The organism is Microcoleus sp. C2D2 (assembly GCF_036702495.1).
Taxonomy (GTDB): Bacteria; Cyanobacteriota; Cyanobacteriia; order Cyanobacteriales; family Microcoleaceae; genus Microcoleus.
The window spans coordinates 1-19,829 of sequence record NZ_JAUBTO010000068.1 but is presented as its reverse complement, the minus strand read 5'-3'; the positions used below and the strand labels follow the sequence as shown (position 1 = coordinate 19,829).

The 19,829-nt window shown below is 46.5% G+C and carries 12 protein-coding genes; 9 read left to right on the top strand and 3 right to left on the bottom strand.

What is annotated here, in order from left to right; genetic code table 11:
* Positions 1-30 precede the first annotated feature (30 nt).
* Positions 31-2,814: a polysaccharide biosynthesis protein gene (locus QUB61_RS21250; RefSeq protein WP_333131985.1), complete on the bottom strand. Its 2,784-nt coding sequence runs from the start codon at positions 2,812-2,814 to the stop codon at positions 31-33.
* Positions 2,815-3,547: 733 nt separating this feature from the next.
* Here QUB61_RS21250 and iscB (QUB61_RS21245) point away from each other — a divergent pair.
* A complete protein-coding gene (iscB, locus tag QUB61_RS21245) occupies positions 3,548-4,831 on the top strand; it encodes an RNA-guided endonuclease IscB (RefSeq protein WP_333131987.1) in 1,284 nt (427 codons plus the stop codon).
* A gap of 447 nt (positions 4,832-5,278) precedes the next feature.
* Positions 5,279-7,495 carry a polysaccharide biosynthesis tyrosine autokinase gene (locus QUB61_RS21240; RefSeq protein WP_333131989.1) on the top strand — a complete coding sequence of 739 codons (2,217 nt, stop codon included), beginning with the start codon at positions 5,279-5,281 and terminating at the stop codon, positions 7,493-7,495.
* A gap of 20 nt (positions 7,496-7,515) precedes the next feature.
* On the opposite strand, the gene QUB61_RS21235 is transcribed toward QUB61_RS21240, so the two are convergent.
* Positions 7,516-10,941, bottom strand: coding sequence for a PAS domain S-box protein (locus QUB61_RS21235; RefSeq protein WP_333190099.1), 3,426 nt, complete (start codon positions 10,939-10,941; stop codon positions 7,516-7,518).
* Positions 10,942-11,289: 348 nt separating this feature from the next.
* On the opposite strand from QUB61_RS21235, the gene iscB (QUB61_RS21230) reads away from it, so the two are divergent.
* The 3 genes from iscB (QUB61_RS21230) (at position 11,290) to QUB61_RS21220 (ending at position 15,306) form a co-directional block, all read left to right on the top strand.
* Positions 11,290-12,564, top strand: coding sequence for an RNA-guided endonuclease IscB (gene iscB / locus QUB61_RS21230; RefSeq protein ID WP_333131993.1), 1,275 nt, complete (start codon positions 11,290-11,292; stop codon positions 12,562-12,564).
* 574 nt (positions 12,565-13,138) lie between these two features.
* Positions 13,139-14,113, top strand: coding sequence for a LysR family transcriptional regulator (locus tag QUB61_RS21225; protein ID WP_333131995.1), 975 nt, complete (start codon positions 13,139-13,141; stop codon positions 14,111-14,113).
* A gap of 128 nt (positions 14,114-14,241) precedes the next feature.
* Positions 14,242-15,306, top strand: coding sequence for an anthranilate phosphoribosyltransferase family protein (locus tag QUB61_RS21220; RefSeq protein ID WP_333131997.1), 1,065 nt, complete (start codon positions 14,242-14,244; stop codon positions 15,304-15,306).
* Between the two features lie 35 nt (positions 15,307-15,341).
* Here the strand turns inward: QUB61_RS21220 and QUB61_RS21215 are convergent, their stop codons facing one another.
* The gene (locus QUB61_RS21215) at positions 15,342-15,566 is read right to left on the bottom strand and encodes a hypothetical protein (RefSeq protein ID WP_333131999.1); all 225 of its coding nucleotides are present in this window, start codon (positions 15,564-15,566) and stop codon (positions 15,342-15,344) included.
* On the opposite strand from QUB61_RS21215, the gene QUB61_RS21210 reads away from it, so the two are divergent.
* The 4 genes from QUB61_RS21210 to QUB61_RS21195 all read left to right on the top strand — a co-directional run bounded on the left by QUB61_RS21210 (position 15,555) and on the right by QUB61_RS21195 (position 19,753).
* Positions 15,555-16,160 (top strand): molybdenum cofactor guanylyltransferase, encoded by a 606-nt coding sequence (locus QUB61_RS21210; RefSeq protein WP_333132001.1) that lies wholly within the window; start codon positions 15,555-15,557, stop codon positions 16,158-16,160. The genes QUB61_RS21215 and QUB61_RS21210 overlap by 12 nt on opposite strands.
* 161 nt (positions 16,161-16,321) lie before the next feature.
* Positions 16,322-17,497, top strand: a complete 1,176-nt coding sequence (locus tag QUB61_RS21205; protein ID WP_333132003.1) for an aminotransferase class V-fold PLP-dependent enzyme — start codon at positions 16,322-16,324, stop codon at positions 17,495-17,497.
* 544 nt (positions 17,498-18,041) lie between these two features.
* A complete protein-coding gene (locus QUB61_RS21200) occupies positions 18,042-18,389 on the top strand; it encodes a DUF6717 family protein (protein WP_333132005.1) in 348 nt (115 codons plus the stop codon).
* 14 nt (positions 18,390-18,403) lie between these two features.
* Positions 18,404-19,753 carry an LCP family protein gene (locus tag QUB61_RS21195; RefSeq protein ID WP_333132008.1) on the top strand — a complete coding sequence of 450 codons (1,350 nt, stop codon included), beginning with the start codon at positions 18,404-18,406 and terminating at the stop codon, positions 19,751-19,753.
* Positions 19,754-19,829 lie beyond the last annotated feature (76 nt).

Below are 19,829 nucleotides of genomic sequence, written 5' to 3'. Positions count from 1 at the left end.
CAAGCACAACAGAATCTTGTAATGCACCCCTTAACTATTAACAGCCACATCCCCCATTAATTTTCCTACCTGAGAGCCTTCTACAGGCTTAGAGAAAAAGTCTCCCTGTCCGTAGAGGCATTTCAAAGCTTTGAGCTCAGCTATTTGCCAGCTCGTTTCCACTCCTGTTGCAATCATACCCATACCTAACTCCTCACTTATCGCCCTAATTTTCCGAATATTTTCTAAGTTCTGGTTGCTAGCATCCAGCCCGCTGACTAGAGAACTATCTAGCTTCAAACAGTCGAATCTCCCATACTTAAGCCGCGTCAATTGGTAAAGGTGAGTTAATGATACATCGCTAACACCGCAGCGGTCTATTTGTACTTGCAACCCTAAAGTTTTAATTTTGAGAAAAACCGACCCAGCCAACTCAGAATTTTCCGTCACAACATATTCAGGAATTTCTAACCTCAAACTCGAAGCATCGAGATTTGTTTCCTTCAATATTTTGGGAATCGTCTCGATTAAGTCAGCGTGGAAAAACTGTTTTCTAGTCAGATTCACGCTGACTGTTAAAGGAGACTCAAGACGAAATTGCGACTGCCAAATCCGCATTTGGCTGCAAGCTTGTCGCAGCACCCACTCGCCAATAGGAACAATCAAGCCCGTTTCTTCTGCATCTGGTAGGAATTCGTCTGGCAAAAGCAAACCTTGATTTGGGTGCTGCCAGCGCAACAGCGCTTCAAAACCACTAATTCGATCGGTTTGCAGACAGACGATCGGCTGATAGTAAACCCGAAACTCGTCATTGGCAAGAGCCACCCGCAAATCTTTCTCTAACTGAACAGATGCTGCACTGCTAATCTTTGCCGTATCGGTTGTTTCTTTGGCTGTATTTGCGTGCAAATTGGCTGTTGAATATCCTGGTATGTATTCAGGTACTAACTGCTGTAGCAGTGAGACAATTAAATTGGCATCATTACGATCGCCTGCTTGACAAAGGGCTTCTACTTCCTCGTCAATATTTTCTTTCACTAGGCGGCTGGCATTGCCAAGACTGAGAATTTTTTCGTGTTGAGTGCGGTTGTATTTCTCGCCCGGAATAAACAGCTCTTCAAACAATTTTTCTCCCGGCCGCAGCCCTGTGAACTCGATTTCTATGTCTTTGCCCACTTCATATCCTGAGAGCCGAATCAAATCCTTTGCTAAATCACAAATTCTGACTGGTTCCCCCATCTCAAGCATGAATACTTCCCCGCCACTGCCGATGACTGCCGCCTGCAAAACCAGTTGAACTGCTTCAGGAATTGTCATGAAATAGCGAGTGATATCTGGATGGGTAATTGTAATCGGCCCGCCCTCAGCAATTTGTCGTTTAAAAGTAGGTACGACGCTACCGCGGCTGCCAAGAACATTACCGAAGCGAACCACTACAAACGGGTTTTTGCTTTTTTTGGCTGCTTGCAGCACCAGCATTTCGGCAGCTCTTTTGCTAGCTCCCATAATGCTAGTTGGATTCACCGCTTTGTCGGTGGAAATCATCACAAATTGTTCCACATTGTATTTCAATGCCATATCCAGCAGATTTTTCGTCCCCCGCACATTGTTAGTAATCGCTTCCGGCGGGTTTAATTCCATCATGGGTACGTGTTTGTGAGCCGCCGCATGAAAAATGATGTCTGGTCTCATTGTTACAAAAACGTACTCTAACCGATCGCGAAAGCGAATATCGGCCATCAAGGCTGTCACGCGAGTAATATCTGTTTGGGTTTTGCTCTTTTTTTTGATTTCTGACAGGATTTTTCCTAGTTCTTGTTGAATATTGAATACAGAATTTTCTCCGTGTCCGACGATGATAATTTCTGCGGGAGCGCACTTTAATATTTGCCGGCAAAGTTCGCTGCCGATGGAGCCACCCGCACCAGTAATTAGAACTTTCTTGCCTCCAATCAATCCCAAGACTTTCTCAACATCGGTTTGAATGGGTTCGCGGCGGAGCAAGTCCTCAATCTTTACTTCTCTGAGGCTACCTAAACTTACACGACCATTCATGATTTCATTGAGGCCGGGGAGGGTGCTGGTTGGAATTCCAATTGACTGGCAAATTTCTACGATTTCCCTAATCTCTTTTCCCGGAGCTGAGGGGATGGCAATTATGACTTTGGCGATATTTAGCGATCGAACTACTTCGGGAATGCTACCACGATTGCCGACTACAGTCAGTCCGCGAATCTGCTTCCTGAATTTTTTGGGGTCGTCGTCAATGAAAGCGATGGGATGGAGTCCTACCTCCGGGCTCCTCTCCATCCTTTGCACCAGAGTTGTGCCTGCACTGCCCGCACCGACTATCAGGATGCGATCGCCCTGCTGAACTTTCCACGGTTTTTGGTTCCATCTTTCGAGGGCTGGAATGCTGAAACGAATCGCCCCAACTAACAAAAAGCTGATCATAGCCTCTAGTAGCGGCAGCGATCGTGGCAGATTTGCGATCGGCGAATTATTTAGGTGGTAGAGTTTTTGGAACCAGATAGTTTCTACTCCTAGGGATATACCTATCAGCATCGCTATTTGTGCCATTTCTTCCAGACCGGCATACTGCCAGTAACGCTTGTATAAGCCACCGGCATAAAATACTAGAAGTTTGACTGCTACAAATAATACTGTAATTACAGCCAGACTCTGTAAGTAGGGAGCCAGATTCAATATGCCATCTAAACGAATTTGCAGGGCCAATAACGGTGCGATCGCAAAACAAATTGTATCTATTATCAAAAAATGACGGGTTCTTAATCGCACCAACACTTTACTGAGTTTTTTTATGTTCTTATTCATGACACCCTGTGCTAGACAACAAGTTTACCGCAACTAGATCTAGTACCTCATGCTGAGGTATTTTTTTCTACCACCCTACCCGCTGAAATTAATCAGCCTTTTTATCGGGCATCACTCAAGTGATATTATTTTGCTTAGATAAAAATTATCAAGAATATGTCCCATCTCTTAATTTCCTTTTTGAGATTTATGTGGTTTATTAAATTTTTAGATTCCAGCTTATTCCTGAGTTTATCAGACCCTACGGGTTCGATCGCTCATAACTTTATAATTATTTACTTATGCTTAATCAAAATATGTTTCGTTAGGGGGGTGGCAAACAACATATGTGCTAAAACCATGACAGTGCTTGACTTATATCATATAAGCGCTCTCATCAATAATGTGTTTAAAATCCTAGGGCGTGTTTTCTTGCCTCGTTGTATCCTAGAAAATAGGCGAGCTCCGGCAGGGAGTCTTGAGGAACCCTTGGAGACTTAAGTACGCAACAGTCAACTACCTACACTGACCTTCGGTACAGTGTAGGCTTGCAGGAAACTGTAAGCCTTGTTGACCAGCTTTAGTTTCTAATAGGAACTCCGTTATTTGAGTCATGACACCCGCTTAATGCGTGCCAGTTTTAGGCTCTGTCGTCTGAAGTTAAACAGGCTATAGGAAAAACCAGTGCTTCAGGCTTAAAAAGCTCTTATAACATTAGCGAGGCAAACTTAACCAGTAATGAGAGGCAGCAGTAATGCGCGTTTTCGTATTAGACAAAAAATTGAAACCTCTTGATCCATGTCATCAGGCACGGGCAAGAGAACTATTAGACAAAGGAAGAGCTAAGGTATTCAGACGCTATCCATTCACTATCGTGTTGCAGGATAGGGTTTTTGAAGCTTCAGTTACTCATAGTCATCGAATCAAGATCGATCCTGGCAGCAAGGTTACGGGTATTGCTGTGGTTCAAGAAGAGACGGGGCGAGTTACTAACGCATTAGAAGTCTCACACAGAGGACAGCAGATTAAAAACTCTCTTGAATCTCGTAGGTCATTAAGAAGAGGCAGACGAAACCGTAAAACTCGTTACCGTAAGCCTCGTTTCTTAAACAGAACCCGTAGAACTGGATGGCTGCCACCTTCCCTTGAGAGTCGAATTGCCAACATCGAAACGTGGGTTAGGAGAATTAGAAAAGTCTGCCCGGTTACCGCAGTTTCTCAAGAATTAGTACGTTTTGACATGCAACAAATACAAAACCCCGAAATTAGTGGAGTTGAGTACCAAAGGGGTGAACTATTTGGCTTTGAAGTGAAAGAGTATTTACTTCAAAAATGGAATAGAAAATGTGCTTATTGCGGTGTTGAAAATGTCCCCTTCGAGATTGAACACATCCTTGCTCGGAGCAAGGGAGGTTCTAACAGAGTCAAAAACCTATGTCTTAGTTGCCATTCCTGCAACCAAGCCAAGGGAAACAAACCTGTCGAGGAGTTTTTGAAAAAGAAGCCAGAAGTTCTCAAGCGAGTAATGGCTCAAGCGAAAGCACCCCTCAAAGAGGCCGCTGCTGTTAACGCTACTCGTTGGGAGTTGTACAGAAGGCTTCAATCTACGGGTTTGCCACCAGAAGTAGGTTCTGGTGGTCGAACAAAGTTTAATCGCAAGACTAGAGGGATTGAGAAGCAGCATTGGACAGATGCAGCAAATGTTGGTGCGTCTACTCCAGAACGACTTCTGCTCAATGGGGTTAAACCCTTGATTGTCAAAGCCAAAGGACATGGCAGAAGACAGCGTTGCGGCACTGACAACTTTGGTTTCCCAATTCGTCATGCTCCAGCTCAAAAGTTTTTTATGGGATTCCAAACTGGGGATTTGGTAAATGCCCATGTCCTTACTGGGAAGTATGCAGGAAACTACACGGGTCGAATTGCCATTCGATTCAAGCCAAGTTTTAAGTTAACCACAGGAGGTAAAAGCTTTGACGTACATCCCAAGTATTTAAGAACCATTCATAAGGCTGACGGTTATGAATATACATCCTGATTCAAAGGATTCGCTATCGCTCAATTTATTGATTGGCGGCAATTCCCCAGACGCGCTTATCATTGGCGGTACTCGCGGAGCTCGATATATCCGCCTCGATTATAGCGTCCGCCCCCTTGCCTCGTTCTAGGTGGTAGGAGACAAAGGCGATCGCACCTCGTCGCATCCGTAGTTATCTACGGCGAGGTATCAGTTTTACCGTCCCACGACTTTCAAATGAACGACGTCGCGGTCTTTTTAGCCCTGAAATCTACCGTCAACGCAATAATATAGTTGAATGTGCTATCAACCGACTCAAGAACAGGAGACGTATTGCTACCCGATATCAGAAATTGCGTGCAAATTATACAGCCATGATTGCGATGCCTGCATTCTGTTGTGGTTAGAGTTTGAAAACACGCCCTAGGGTGTTAGAGTTTACAAAAAATCATTTTTCGGGAGTAACAGATGGAATCAACTGAAAGTGGTATCGGATTTCAGGAATACTGGCAGATTTTGAAGCGCAGGTGGCTGCCAGCCTTAGCTGTATTTGCCTCGGTTGTTGCACTCACCACCTACGGCACGCTGAAGCAAAAAGCAGTTTATGAAGCAGAAGGAAAGCTGTTATTTAAGAAAACAACTCCTGGATCTGCTTTAACAGAATTGGGCAAAGAAATCGGACAGTTGACTCCTGCGGCGGAGCAAAGTAACCCTCTGACTACCGAGATAGAACTGATTCGTTCTGTCGAAATTATCGAAAAAACTATAAATAGGCTTCAGTTAAAAGACGAAAAAAATCATCCTATGAAAACAAAAACACTTTTAACAAAGCTGACCGTAGCTACAATTCGGGGAGCAGATATCCTCACTGTTTCCTACAAAGACCCCAACCCGAAAATAGCAGCAGATGTCGTAACAACCCTGATGAACTTTTATATAGATAACAATCAAAAAGTGAATCGGTTAGACGCTGTGTCTGTTCGACAGTTTATTGAAAAGAAACTGCCTAACTCCGACCAAGCTATGCGGAAAGCAGCGGCAGAATTGAGGAAATTTAAAGAAGATAATAAAGTTGTAAATCTTGAAGAAGAAGCTAAATCAGCAGTAGCAGTTATGGCGCAACTAGAAAGTCAAATCGACCAAGCTAAGTCGGATTTGCTCAATGCCAGTGCTAAGTCCAAAGCATTTGAATACCAATTACAAATGAATCCCCAGGAAGCATTGACCACCAGCACTCTCAGCCAATCTAGCACTGTGCAGGAAGCTCTGAAAGAGTACAAACAAATAGAGCGTCAGTTAGCTATTGAGCAAAATCGCTTCCGGAATATTTCGCCTATGATAACTAGGTTAGAAAAGCAAAAAGCTACCATAAAAGCTTTACTAGACCAACAAATACAACAAGTTTTAGGCGGGCAACAGCCGTTGCCAAATCAAAGTTTACAGATAGGAGACGTGAAACCAAAACTGATCGAAGAATTTATCAAGGTAGATGTAGAACGCCAGGGTTTGGCTGAGCGAGTTACTATTCTCTCAAATGCTCTAGCTGGCTACAAGCAGCGGGTAAAACTTTTGCCTAAACTAGAGAAGGAAAAGCGGGAACTAGAAAGAAAACTCCAAGAAGCCGAAGCTGATTATGAAGAATTGCAGAAAAAACTCCAGCAAATTCGGATTACTGAAAATCAGCAAGTGGGGAATGCTCGGATTATCCAAAAGCCGAGTGTTCCGGAGGAACCAGTGCGTTCTCGCAAGTCTTTATTGCTGGTATCGGGCACCTTGTTGGGAACTCTGCTTGCTATAGCTGCGGCGCTGCTTTTAGAGTCTCAAGATAAGTCTGTGAAAACTATTGAAGAGGCGAGGGAATTATTTGGGTTTACTTTGTTGGGGGTGATTCCTTTTCATAGAAAGCCTCAAAAAAATCCTCGGCGCAATTCCTGGCCGCTTAAGTCTGCTGCGCAGGATTTAGAGCTATCTCCCCGACAGATTGTTGTTAGAGATAGTCCTCATACTTCGAGCAGTGCTGCTTACCGAATGCTTCAGGCAAATCTGAGGTTCCTGAGTTCGGATAAAGAGCTGAAAGTGATTGTTGTCAGTAGTTCTCTACCGCAAGAAGGCAAGTCTACTGTATCCGCTAATTTGGCTGTAGCTATAGCTCAATTAGGACGGAAGGTTTTGCTGGTAGATGCGGATATGCACTGTCCTGTTCAACATCGGATTTGGGAACTTCCCAATCAAGTAGGCTTGAGCAATGTGATAGTCGGACAAGCTGGGTTTGGGGATGCGATCGCCCAAGTTATGGATAATTTAGATGTGATCACTTGCGGGGTGATTCCGCCTAATCCAATGGCTCTGTTGGATTCACAGCGGATCACTTTATTGATTAAGCAATTTTCGGCTACTTATGATGCAGTAATTATTGATGCTCCTTCTCTGAATGTTGCTGCTGATGCTCTGATTCTCGGGAATAAAGCAGATGGGATTTTATTGGTTGTGCGGCCTGGAGTTCTTAATTCTGGTACTGTGGCTTTTGCGAAGGAGCTATTGAAGAAATCAAGCCAGCACGTTCTGGGCTTAGTGGTGAATGGAGTAAGTCCTAAAAACGAACCGCACAGCCATTACTATTTTACCAATGAATCTTACCCTCAAGAGCAGAGTCCTGGTATCAATAAAATCACGAATAACCAGTAACCAATCACAACATTTAACCGTTAGCTGTTGGCTGTTGTTATTGGCAATCGCACTCCGAAAGTCGATCCGAGTCCTTCCCCGGGACTTTCGGCCCAGACACTGCCGCCGTGGAGTTCCACGAGATGGCGGACGATCGCCAATCCCAGTCCCAGCCCGCCGTAATTGCGCGTAGAAGTGCTGTCAGCTTGGCGGAAGCGATCGAACACAAAGGGCAAAAACTCCTTGCTAATGCCAATTCCCGTATCGCTGACAACGATCGAAACACAGTGAACCGGAGACGGCCCAGACAAGATGGCGCCACCGGCTGCTCCCGGTTCCCCATCCTCCGAGAGCCTTATTTCCACGCGACCCGACGGCGGTGTAAACTTAATAGCATTCGAGAGCAAATTAGACACCACCTGCTGCAAACGAGTAGCATCGCCCCTCACCGAGCTCACCCCTTCGTCACAAAAACTCACCAATTCAATTCCCCGAGCTTCAGCATCAGGGCTCAGAGCCTTCACGGCCGTTTCTACAATCCGCGCCAAATCCACCGAGAACAGCTTCAAACACACTTTGCCGCTCACAACCCGGGAAACGTCCAGCAAATCCTCAATCATCTGAGTCTGCAACCGCGCGTTTCGCTCAATAGTCTCCAAACCCACAGCCGTTTTTTCCGGACTCATCTGGCGCTGCCGCAGCATCTGGGCCCAGCCCAAAATCGCGTTCAGAGGCGTCCGCAACTCGTGAGAAAGCGTTCCCAAAAACTCGTCTTTAATCCGGTTGGCCTCCGCTGCTTCCCGGTAAAGCCGCGCATTGTCGATAGCCACCGCCGCATCCCGCGCCAAATCCTCCAGCAAAACCAAATCGCCCTCCCCGCAGCGGCGGCCGGACTCCCCGCACAGCAGCGAAATCGCTCCCAGCGTCCGCCCGCGAGCCATCAGCGGCACGCAGATTGCCGACAGCACCTGGGATCGCAGCACCAACTGCAGTTCCCTGTCCGGCACAACCGCCTCGATCACCCATTCCGGTATTTCTGCGTAAAGCTTCGACTCCCCAGTCCGCAGCACCTTTGCTACTCCGTGCCGTCCCTGGGGGTCTAGCGGCAAGCGCCGGTCGATTTGCCACAGCATAGCGACTTTGCTCGGATCTGAGTGAGCAACTGCTTGCAAGCGGATCGAGCCGTCGGGCTCGACCAAATGCACGCAGCACCAATCCCCCAGCGCCGGTACTGTTAAATCTGCCAAACCTTGCAGCGCCTCCTCGTAATCCAGGGAAGCCGACGACAGCAAAGCCAAAGCTTGAGCGCGAAAATAGGCTGTTTGGGCCGAACGGTGGCGATCGTCAATATCGGTACAAGTCCCGAACCATTTGAGAATTTTCCCCTCTGCGTCCCGCACGGGCAATGCCCTGCCCAGATGCCAGCGGTAAGCCCCGTCAGATGCCCGTTTAAAGCGGTATTCCACCTCGTAAGTCCCCCCCGTCTCTACCGAGGTCTTCCAGCTTTCTACGCAATTTTCCAGGTCATCTGGATGCAGGGCTAGCTGCCACCCCCAGCCTTGAGTTTCCTCCAGCGTCAAGCCAGTATATTCAAACCAGCGCTGGTTGTAGTAGTCGAACCAGCCGTCGGCTGAAGCAGTCCAAACTATTTGCGGGATGGCTTCAGCGAGGGCGCGGTAAAGCTGTTCGCTGGCTTCGGCTTGGCGACGGGCGGCCTGTTCCCGCGCCAAGGCTAGATTCCGCTGTTCTTCGGCCTCTTTGCGATCGCTGATGTCGCTAATCACGCCGATCCATCTGCAGGGATTGCCTTGTTTGTCAAGCACTGCTTTGCCCCGATCGATCCAGTGGAGGAAGCCGCCCCCCTGGCACTGAACGCGGTATTCCTGAAAAAATGGGGCGGCAGAACTGTGTGGCGCACTCAAATACCGATCGACCGAGGCCTGGACTCGATCGCGGTCCATCGGGTGCAAGATACTGTTCCAAGCTGCTCTTGTCCTCGGAAATCCGCCTTTTTCGTACTCCAAATGTTCGTCTACGTGACCGAACCACAGCACGATGCCGGTCTCGATATCCCATTCGTAAATCAAATCGCTGGCACTTTCTGCCGCAATCCGAAACCGCTCTTCTGACTGTCGCAGCACTTCCAGAAATTTAAAGCGTTCCGTCACGTCCAAAACCAGAGACAGCACCGATATCAACTGTCCCGAATCGCTGTAAAAAGCCGAATTGTACCACTCGCAGTGCACCAACGAACCCCACTTATCATAATTGCTGTTGCGAACTACATTGCAGCGATGGTCGGGTTTTTTTAAACGATAAATTGCCGATTCTAACTCTGATAAATCGTCCTTAGAAATAAAGTTCCATTCGCTAAAATGCTTGCCTAAAACTTCTGTTGCCTTCCACCCAAAAATCTTCTGGGCCGCCGGCGACCACCCGCTGAGACGAAAGTTTTCATCCCACTCAATCACCGCTAGGGGCGTATTTTCAAAATGAGAAGTGAGTTTTTGCAGCGCGTTGCGCAGGGATGCTTCTACTTGCTTGCGCCCAGTAATATCGCTAAAAGAAATAGCAATGCCGTCGCCCAATTTAACAGTCATAATCCGAAACCAGCCGACAATGCCTTCGCTGTTGTAATAACTCTCGATATCCAGGGGAATTCCTGTTTCTACAACTTGCACGAAACGATCGAACAAACTGTTATCTTTATGACCTGGCAGCACTTCCAGCAATCGCTTGCCGACCAATGCTTCAGGGGTGCTGTGCAGAATTTTTGCGGCTGCGGGATTGACGTATTCCCATTCAAAATCCACAATTTTGGATTCCTCGCGAATGCTGCGGAACACGTTAAATCCGTCTAGAGATAATTCCTGAAAAACGCGGAAGCGTTCTTGGCTTTCTTGCAGCTTGTCTACAGTGTCAAGCAGGATATCCTCGACTCGCTGGCGCTGCATTATTTCCGAGAGCAATTGCTGGTTAATTTGCTGGATTTCGGTTGTGGAGGATGCGGCGGAATTTTTAATGGCAGAGTCGGCTTGCGGTCGATCGACCTTTTGGGTTAAGAGCGCCGTATTTGCTGGTAAAGAGGTCGCCCCAGCCAAAGCCAACATTTGAGGAACCCAGGGTATCAGTTCCGCTATAGCCCACAGAGAGATGACAGCCGTCACGGCCGCGAGCGAACTTGACAGCCATTCGCTGGGATGCACCAGCATCCAAAATTGCATCAACTGAGTTGTCCCGGCGCAGAAAAACCAGACTCCCAATAGCAGAAACCCCTTGCTCAAAGGCACGTCCCCCTGCTTCCGGGCATAGTAGTATGTCAGAATTGCTGGAATTGAATAATAAGCCAAGGCAATTAACAAATCGCTGACCGCGTGCAGTCCCATCAACTGGGGCTGCCACTGGCAAAATCCACCTTGCAGAATAAAATTGTGGTTAAATGACATAATCTTAAGAAATTGCAGCATTTCGGCTTTCCTGTGCGATCGATCCGGCGTTGCACTTGTGTTGCTGACCCGCTAATTCCTAGTGTATACAAAAAAAACAGAAAACAAGAGTAAGGAACCCCACGCTTAAAAGCGGGGGCTTTTAGGAAGTCCGGCTCGTTCCGAGCGGTGCAAGAAAAAAGCCCGAACCTTACCAGAGACAGGATTAGACCTACGTTTTTAGAGTCACGATACCGGAGAATGCGTCGCTAGTTTTCCGCTCTATCACTGAAAGTTAAACAGGTTTAACGGGGCCCGAGCCAGTGCCTTCAGTCTAACAAGCTCATAAAACATTCTCGAAGCGAACTTTACCCAGCAATGGAGGACTTTATGTCTAATTTCGTTTTTGTGCTTGATACCCATAAACGACCGCTCAATCCAATCCACCCAGGAATGGCTCGTAAATTGCTAACCACTGGCAAAGCTGCTGTTTTCAAAAGGTATCCATTCACAATAATTCTCAAAGTAGAGGTAACATCACACCAAGAGCCAATTACTCTCAAAATAGACCCTGGCTCTAAAACGAGCGGACTTGCATTAGTGCAAGGAGAGAGCGTAATCTTTGGTGCAGAATTAACTCACCGAGGTCAAGCTATTAAAGCCAGCCTTGAGTCTCGCCGTTCATTGCGTAGAGGTAGGAGGAATCGCCATACTCGCTATCGAAAAGCGAGATTTCTGAATAGGGTTCGCCCTAAAGGTTGGCTAGCGCCAAGCTTACAACATCGTGTCGAAACAACCCTAACCTGGGTAACTAGATTGATGAAGGTCGCCCCCATTTCTTCTATTGTTCAAGAACTGGTGCGTTTTGACTTGCAACAACTAGAAAATCCCGATATTTCTGGAATTGAATACCAGCAAGGCGTTTTATGTGGATACGAGATCCGCGAATATTTGCTGAATAAATGGGATAGAAAATGTGCCTACTGTGGCGTTATCAATACACCGCTACAAGTCGAACACATTCATCCCAAAGCCAAGGGTGGATCTAACCGCATTTCTAATCTTTGCCTTGCTTGCGAAAAGTGCAATACTCAGAAGGGGACTCAAGATATTGGGCAATTCCTGTCTAAAAAGCCAGAGATTTTGAAACGGATTCTATCTCAAGCAAAACGTCCCTTGAAAGACGCAGCAGCGGTCAATTCGACTCGCTGGGCGTTATTTAGCCGACTCCGTATGACTGGTTTACCAGTTTCTACTGGCAGTGGCGGGTTGACAAAATTCAATCGCACTCGATTAAATCTACCTAAATCCCACTGGTTAGATGCTGCTTGTGTAGGCAAAGTCGAAGAATTAAAGGTGCTGATCTCTCAACCCCTGCTAGTCAAGGCAGCAGGACACGGAACGCGACAGATGTGCGGTACAGATAAGTTTGGCTTTCCAATTCGCCATAAATCAAGAAAGCAAATCCATTTCTGTTTTCAAACTGGTGATATTATCAGCGCGACCGTCACCGCAGGTAAGAAAATCGGTTCCTATGCGGGACGAGTTCTTTGCCGTGCATCCGGTTCGTTTGACATCGCCACAACGAAGGGAAGAGTAGCAGGAATTAGTCATAAATATTGCAAACCTATTCACAAAAAAGATGGCTATTCCTATGGATTATAATTCAAGGCGACGGTCGTCGCAGCCGCTTTCCTCCCCATGTCTAAAGCCAGGGGGCTTCTCGCTCGTTTTTTGGTGACTTTAGTCCGGGGATGAAAGTTCACTACAGGTTTTAACCGGCCTGCAATATTCGTACATTTATTCAGAGGTTTAGGCAGAGTCAGGTACTATAATGCCCAAGGAGGTAAGAAATTTAAGGCGAGTTTTAGAGTCCAAAGCATAGGGATAAACCAAGCAATTTAGCGCAAGTGATGAAGCGATTCTGACTGTGCAGTTCATTCAAACAGTTTAGCTACAAGCTGGCAAAATTCGATGAATTTCTATTGATTAAATCCATTTTTTTATAATTTTGCAGATGCAGGAATCCCTTCTACATTGGAGAATCGACCTCTACTTTGGTCCTCAGCAATCCTACCCGAGCAAATTGATTCGTAGCGCCAAGCATCCCCGCGTCTCGCCCCGGAATCAAAACTAATCTGTACCTGTATCAAAGTCTACTAAATTCTGCTACTAAATCGGTTAATGTCACAGATTATCTTCCAGTAAAATTTCTGAAACCATCTCGAATTAAACCTCCATGCGCTTAGAGCAGCTTCAAGCATTTCTTTCAGTTGCTGAAACCGGTAGCTTTCAGCAAGCGGCCCGGAAGTGCGGCGTTACGCAATCGACTATTAGCCGCCAAGTGCAGGGATTAGAAGCGTCCGTCGGTTTGTCGCTGTTTCACCGCACAGCCCACGCCAAGCTGACTGTGGGAGGGGAACGCCTGCTACCTCACGCTCGCAAAATCTGTCAGACTTGGCGAAATGCTGCTGAAGAATTGGGAGACTTGTTGGCGGGAAAGCAGCCGGAACTGTGCGTGGCTGCAATTCACTCGGTTTGCGGTGCTTATTTGCCGCCTGTGCTGCAAAAATTTTGCCGCGACTATCCTAACGTGCAGTTGCGGGTGACTTCCCTGGGAAGCGATCGAGCTCTGAAAGTCCTCAAAGACGGTTTGGTAGACATAGCAGTGGTGATGAACAACCGCTATTTTACTCAAGCCCCGGAAATGTTGGTTGAGGTGCTCTACAATGAGCCGATCGAGGTGTTGATGGCGGCGGGTCATCCCTTGGCCCAGTACGATCGAGTACCTTGGCAGGAATTGATTTGTTACCCGCAAGTGGTGTTTAAGGACGGGTACGGAATGCAGCGGATGGTGCAAGAACAATTTGGACGCATCGGTGCTACACTTCATGCTGTTTTGGAACTCAACACTCTTGATGCTTTTCGGGGTGTGGTGCGACAGGGAGAATTGATTGCTTTGCTGCCGCATTCAGCTTTGCTGGAGGCGAAGGGCGATCGCACTTTAGCAATTCGGTCGATCGCCCAAGATCGGTCAACTTCCAAGGTTTCGGCGATCGGCCAATCGGCGATCGATCCGACTTGGACTCGCGAAGTCGTGTTGGTGACAACACACGATCGAATGCAAATTCCGCCGATCGCCCATTTCTGGAACCTGGTACGCGAATGCGTGCCGCCATTTGATGTAATCCAGCTAGAAAAATCAGGGAGTTAATTCGATAATTTTGAATTGAGAGTTCGGGATTTTAAATTTAAAACGATTCAAATCTTACCAATTACTAACTACCAATTACTAACTACCAACTACCAACTACCAATTACCAATTACCAACTTCACAAGTTATGAGTGACGCATTTAGAGAATTGCTGCGAAAAATTGGCAGCGGAATACACACAGGAGAAAACTTAACTCGATCCGAAGCAGCAGCAGCCACGCGGATGATGCTGCTGGGAGAAGCAACACCGGCTCAAATCGGAGCTTTTATGATTTCCCACCGCATTAAACGGCCCACCGGCGAAGAATTAGCCGGAATGCTCGATGCTTATGAAGAATTGGGGCCTGTGCTTGCCCCCCCAAACCGAGAAAAAGGGTTTTCCGTCTCTACCGTCGCCGTGTTTGGCGTTGCTTACGACGGGCGATCGCGCACGGCTCCAATTAGCCCAATAACCGCCCTAATTTTAGCCGCCTCTGGCGTCCCAACCCTCATGCACGGGGGCGATACCATGCCAACCAAGGAAGGCATTCCCCTCATTGAAATTTGGCGCGGTTTGGGAGTAGACTGGAGAAAACTCCGTTTAGAAAAAGTCCAGCAAGTTTTTGACAATACGGGTTTAGGTTTTGTTTACCTTCCCAAGCATTTTCCTCAAGCCACCACTTTAGTACCCTACCGCCGCGAAATCGGCAAACGACCACCTTTTTCGACAATGGAGTTGATGTGGTGTCCCTGTGCCGGCGACGTTAACGTCATCTCCGGCTACGTCCACCCGCCGACAGAAGGTATGTTTAAAAAAGCCTTTGAGTTGCGGGGAATAAAAAATTATACCACAGTCAAAGGATTGGAGGGAAGCTGCGATTTGCCGCGCGATCGCACTGCGATTATCGGCATTTCTAAGCCGGATGCAGAGTTCGAGCGAGTGCTTTTAGCTCACGGAGATTACGGTTTTAGCAGCACAAATCCTCCCTTTGAATCAGCATCTGAGTTATTAAAAGAAATGCAGGAAGTGTTGCTGGGAAAACCCTCTGAATTGATGCAGTCCGCTATCTGGAACGGCGGATTTTATCTGTGGCGCAGCGGAGTTTGTTTGGATATGAACTCGGGTTTAATTGAGGCAGAAACTTTATTGATAAGCGGTAAAGTCGTGCAAAAACTTGAGGAAGTTAGCCAAGCCGTTAGTGTTTTTAGTTGAGAATAATTAATCAGGTTTTGTGCCTAGTGGACACACTACATTGAGCAGGTTTTGTGGGCAGTGCGCGCCAAATATTGAGAAATTTTTCTTCCTTCTTTCTTCTTCCCTCTTCCTTCTTCCCTCTTCCTTCCTCCCTCTTCCTTCCTCCCTCTTCCTTCTTCCCTCTTCCTTCTTCCCTCTTCCTTCTTCCTTCTTCCTTCTTCCTTCTTCCTTCTTCCTTCTTCCTTCTTCCTTCTTCCTTCTCCCCAATGACAAATCATAAAATTGCTGTAATTGTGCTTGCAGGCGGTCAAAGTTCGCGGATGGGTAGGGATAAAGCTTTGCTGGAAATTGAGGGCAAATCCCTATTGCAGCGGGTGTGCGAAGTTGCAGCAGTTGTAACGCCAGAAGTTTATGTTCTGACTGCTTGGCCGGATCGCTATCGATCGACCTTAACCGAAAAATCCAAATTTCTGGTAGAGTACAATCCCGGCTGCGGGCCCTTGGTTGCATTGACTCAGGGATTGAAAGAAATAGCCGCCGAGTGGATTTTACTGTTAGCTTGCGATTTGCCTTTGTTGAATGCTCAGATTATTCAGAAGTGGGCAAGTCAGTTAACAGACGTTCCCCCGTCTACTTTAGCAGTTGTGCCTTATCAAAATCCGCGCTGGGAGCCTTTGTGCGGCTTCTACCGCCAACAATCTCTGCCCAGTTTGCAAAGTTTTATTGACAAAGGCGGACGTTCCTTTCAAGTCTGGTTAAATCAAATCCCCGCAATCCCTCTACCTGTAGGGGAACAAGAAGCAGTAATGTTATCGAATTGCAATACATTAGAAGAGTTTGAGCAATTAAAAGGTAAAATGAGTAACGGTTGACGGTTGACGGTTGACGGTTGACGGTTGACTGACTAATGACTAATGACTAATGACCAATGACTAATGACCAATGACTAATGACTAATGACCAATGACTAATGACTAATGACTAATGACTAATGACTAATGACTAATTACTAATTACTAATTACTAATTACTAATGATTAACCAATATTGGTTGCTCGATCGCAATATAACTTTCCTCAATCACGGCTCTTTTGGGGCTTGTCCGCTTCCCGTACTGGAAGCGCAAACCAGTTTTCGCGAACAACTGGAAAGAGAACCATTGCGCTTCTTTATGCGGGAATTTGAACCCTTGTTGGATAATGCGAGAAATCAGTTAGCAGCATTTCTCGGTGCGGGTGAGGATGACTTGGCTTTTGTGCCGAATGCCACCACGGGAGTAAATGCAGTTTTGCGATCGCTCTATTTTGCTCCGGGCGACGAATTGCTAACTACAAATCAGGAATACAACGCTTGCCGCAACACAATTAACTTTGTAGCCCAGCGGACAGGGGCTAAAGTAATAGTAGCAGAAGTACCCTTTCCAATTGAGTCGCCCCAACAAATTATTGAAGCAATAATTAAGTGCGTTTCACCGCAAACAAAGTTAGCCTTATTAGACCACATTGTGAGCCAAACCGGTTTAATTTTTCCCATCAAACAGTTAGTCGGCGAGTTAGCTAACCGTGGCGTGGATGTATTAGTAGACGGATCTCACGCGCCGGGAATGGTAGCGCTGAATTTAGATGAAATTGGCGCGGCTTACTATACTGGAAATTGCCACAAATGGCTGTGCGCGCCGAAAGGTGCGGGCTTTCTGTACGTGCGGCGCGACAAGCAAAATGCCATTCGCCCAACTACGATCAGTCACGGTGCTAACTCGCCGCGCGCTGATAAATCGCGCTTTCAATTAGAATTTGACTGGATGGGAACAGTCGATCCGAGTCCCTATTTGTGCGTGCCTGTAGCTATTGATTTTATGGGTTCTTTGTTGAGTGGTGGCTGGCCGGAATTGATGGCAAAAAATCATGCTTTGGCGTTGGCGGGGAGAAAAATATTGGCGGACAAATTAGGTTTGCCACTGCCTTGTCCTGATGAAATGGTCGGTTCGATGGCAGTTGTGCCACTGGCAGACTCCCAGCCTGATGCGGTTGCAAAGGGAGGAATTCTACCTTTGCAAGAGGCGCTGTGGGAGATTTTTAAAATTGAAGTTCCGGTGATTCCTTGGCCGGATGCTAGTAAGCAGTTGGTGAGGATTTCGGCTCAATTATACAATACTTTGCCGCAGTATCAATATTTAGCTAAGGCGCTGGTTGAGCTGACGAGAATTTGAGCTGGATATTCCCGAAAACAAACATAACACCCAACTACAAACAGTTAAAGGTTTGTAGTTAGGGTGTCCGTCCTCATAGTTTGGGTGAATAAAAACTATTCGTCATATCAATTCCGGTAACACCGGAATGATGGGGAGTCGGGAATCGGGAGTCGGGAGTGGGAGAATTTGGAATTATTGACCTTGACTTTATCATTCCCATGCAACCGGAAACCATATCATTACTACAAAGGTAATAATGGTTATAAAACTAGGCACAATTAGAAGAAAAAATCCTGCAATAATGAATCACCTTTAAGCGTCTTTGATTTTGCTACCATTTACCGAAAATAAAAACAGTGAAAAAACCGCTCTAAAGCCCGATCGCCCTACACTTGATCGATCCGCCCAAGCCGAACAAAGTTTGTAAATAACCCGCAAGATTTCCTAAGTTAAAATAGGGTTGTCAAATCGGATAGTGTACAACTCCCGGGCAACAGAATATAATGTATCAAGACTTGCCTTTTCGCCGACAAAACAAACGAAATAAAAAGAGGAGAATACCATGGCCAATGCCATGATGGTAATTTACCCCTATCGCGAACAGTACACCTGGGTTTTTGACGACGAGCGAGTCGGACTTGTCCGAGAACCATTTGTTCAGGGCGTCCCCGAAATGATTAACGTGCTCGTCGCAGACATTCCCAATGCCGCTCAAGGTTTCCGACTCTTATTTTCGGCCAATCCATTTCCCGGATATCAAGCAGAAATGCTGTGGTTGAAAGAAGAATACGGCGGTAACTGGTATCGGTGGGAAGCGAAAAATCTCGAAGGCTGGCTGTGTACGGCTTTGTTCAAATACTTTCCCGAAGCACCGCCCAAGTTTTACTGCAAAGCTGAAAAAATGCAATAATCAACAGCAAGTCAATGAAAAACTGGTCAATCTTTAAAAGCAACTTTGTTAAACCAGTCGATCGAGAATCTCGAAAAAAGCCTAAAATCTTCCTGTATATATTTGGGCTATTTTTCCTAGTTTTCACAGCCGCCATCTCCGCAGCAATCGGGGCAATTACCGCCCTCTTAGCTCCCGTGGAACCCCCAGTTATCAGTAGAGTCCTAGACGCTACTGGCTTTAACTATACATCATCCAACCGCTCTGGATACCGCCTGTCGCGGCCAGTTAATATCTTGATATTGGGAATTGACCGCGTGCCAGAAGCAGCAGCCAATTCCCCTAAGATTTTTGAGGGTCGCAGCGATACAATACTCTTATTGCACCTCGATCCTAGAGATAAATCTATTAGTTTGCTTTCAGTTCCGCGAGATACTCAAGTCGAAGTACCCGGAATTCCCTTCCGCAAAATTAGCGAAGCCAATGCTAGGGGAGGAGCAGCTTTGGCGACGCGATTGGTTAGCAGTATGCTGAACAATACGAGAATTGAACGATACGTGCGAGTCAGCAGCAGTGCGTTTCGGGAATTAGTCGATTTGTTGGGCGGAGTTGAAGTATTTGTACCTCGCGCCATGTCCTATACAGATACCGCCCAAAAGTTAAAAATAAACTTAGCCCAGGGATGGCAAACTCTCAACGGAGAACAAGCAGAACAATTTGCTCGATTTCGCAACGACGGTTTAGGAGATATCGGCCGCATTCAGCGACAGCAATCTTTGATTCAAGCTATTCGGAACCGCCTCGCAAGTCCATCAGTATTTGTGCGCTTGCCACAAATTGTTCGATTGATGCAAAAATATGTGGATACAAACCTAAATTATGAGGAAATATTGACGCTGGCAAATTTCGGTTTGCAATTGGAGCGAGATACTTTTAAAATGGTAATGTTGCCTGGAAGTTCTAGTTCAAAACAAGGGGATTTGAGGAGTTATTGGATTTTAGATACGGTCGGGGTCGATCGCGTTATCACACAATATTTGAACCCGGGCGTGCCGGATTTTGCACAAGGACGAGTTCGCAATCCCAGCGAGCCGGTTTTGCCCAAAAACCTCAAAATATCTGTCCAAAACGCTTCTAGCAAACCGACAACCGCAAAAACCGTTGCTGAATTTCTCAGAAAACAGGGCTTTTTTAATGTATCTGTAGTGCAGGATTCGCCCCAGAAAGAGCGTCAAAGTCAAATTATTGTTCAGCAAGGCGATTTAGAGGCAGCGAATCTACTGCAAAAAGCGTTAGGCGACGGTAAAATTGAAGCATCTTCTACTGGTGAAATCAATTCTGACTTGACACTTCGCGTCGGCGAAGATTGGGTAAAGCGATTTTAATTAGTCATTAGTCATTAGTCATTAGTCATTAGTCATTAGTCATTAGTCATTAGTCATTAGTCATTAGTCATTAGTC

What these genes read in the sequence shown, in the direction of transcription:
- QUB61_RS21250 (WP_333131985.1), bottom strand. Translation starts at nt 2,814, where the DNA reads ATGAATAAGAACATAAAAAAACTCAGTAAAGTGTTGGTGCGATTAAGA.
- iscB (WP_333131987.1), top strand. Translation starts at nt 3,548, where the DNA reads ATGCGCGTTTTCGTATTAGACAAAAAATTGAAACCTCTTGATCCATGT.
- QUB61_RS21240 (WP_333131989.1), top strand. Translation starts at nt 5,279, where the DNA reads ATGGAATCAACTGAAAGTGGTATCGGATTTCAGGAATACTGGCAGATT.
- QUB61_RS21235 (WP_333190099.1), bottom strand. Translation starts at nt 10,941, where the DNA reads ATGCTGCAATTTCTTAAGATTATGTCATTTAACCACAATTTTATTCTG.
- iscB (WP_333131993.1), top strand. Translation starts at nt 11,290, where the DNA reads ATGTCTAATTTCGTTTTTGTGCTTGATACCCATAAACGACCGCTCAAT.
- QUB61_RS21225 (WP_333131995.1), top strand. Translation starts at nt 13,139, where the DNA reads ATGCGCTTAGAGCAGCTTCAAGCATTTCTTTCAGTTGCTGAAACCGGT.
- QUB61_RS21220 (WP_333131997.1), top strand. Translation starts at nt 14,242, where the DNA reads ATGAGTGACGCATTTAGAGAATTGCTGCGAAAAATTGGCAGCGGAATA.
- QUB61_RS21210 (WP_333132001.1), top strand. Translation starts at nt 15,555, where the DNA reads ATGACAAATCATAAAATTGCTGTAATTGTGCTTGCAGGCGGTCAAAGT.
- QUB61_RS21215 (WP_333131999.1), bottom strand. Translation starts at nt 15,566, where the DNA reads ATGATTTGTCATTGGGGAGAAGGAAGAAGGAAGAAGGAAGAAGGAAGA.
- QUB61_RS21205 (WP_333132003.1), top strand. Translation starts at nt 16,322, where the DNA reads ATGATTAACCAATATTGGTTGCTCGATCGCAATATAACTTTCCTCAAT.
- QUB61_RS21200 (WP_333132005.1), top strand. Translation starts at nt 18,042, where the DNA reads ATGGCCAATGCCATGATGGTAATTTACCCCTATCGCGAACAGTACACC.
- QUB61_RS21195 (WP_333132008.1), top strand. Translation starts at nt 18,404, where the DNA reads ATGAAAAACTGGTCAATCTTTAAAAGCAACTTTGTTAAACCAGTCGAT.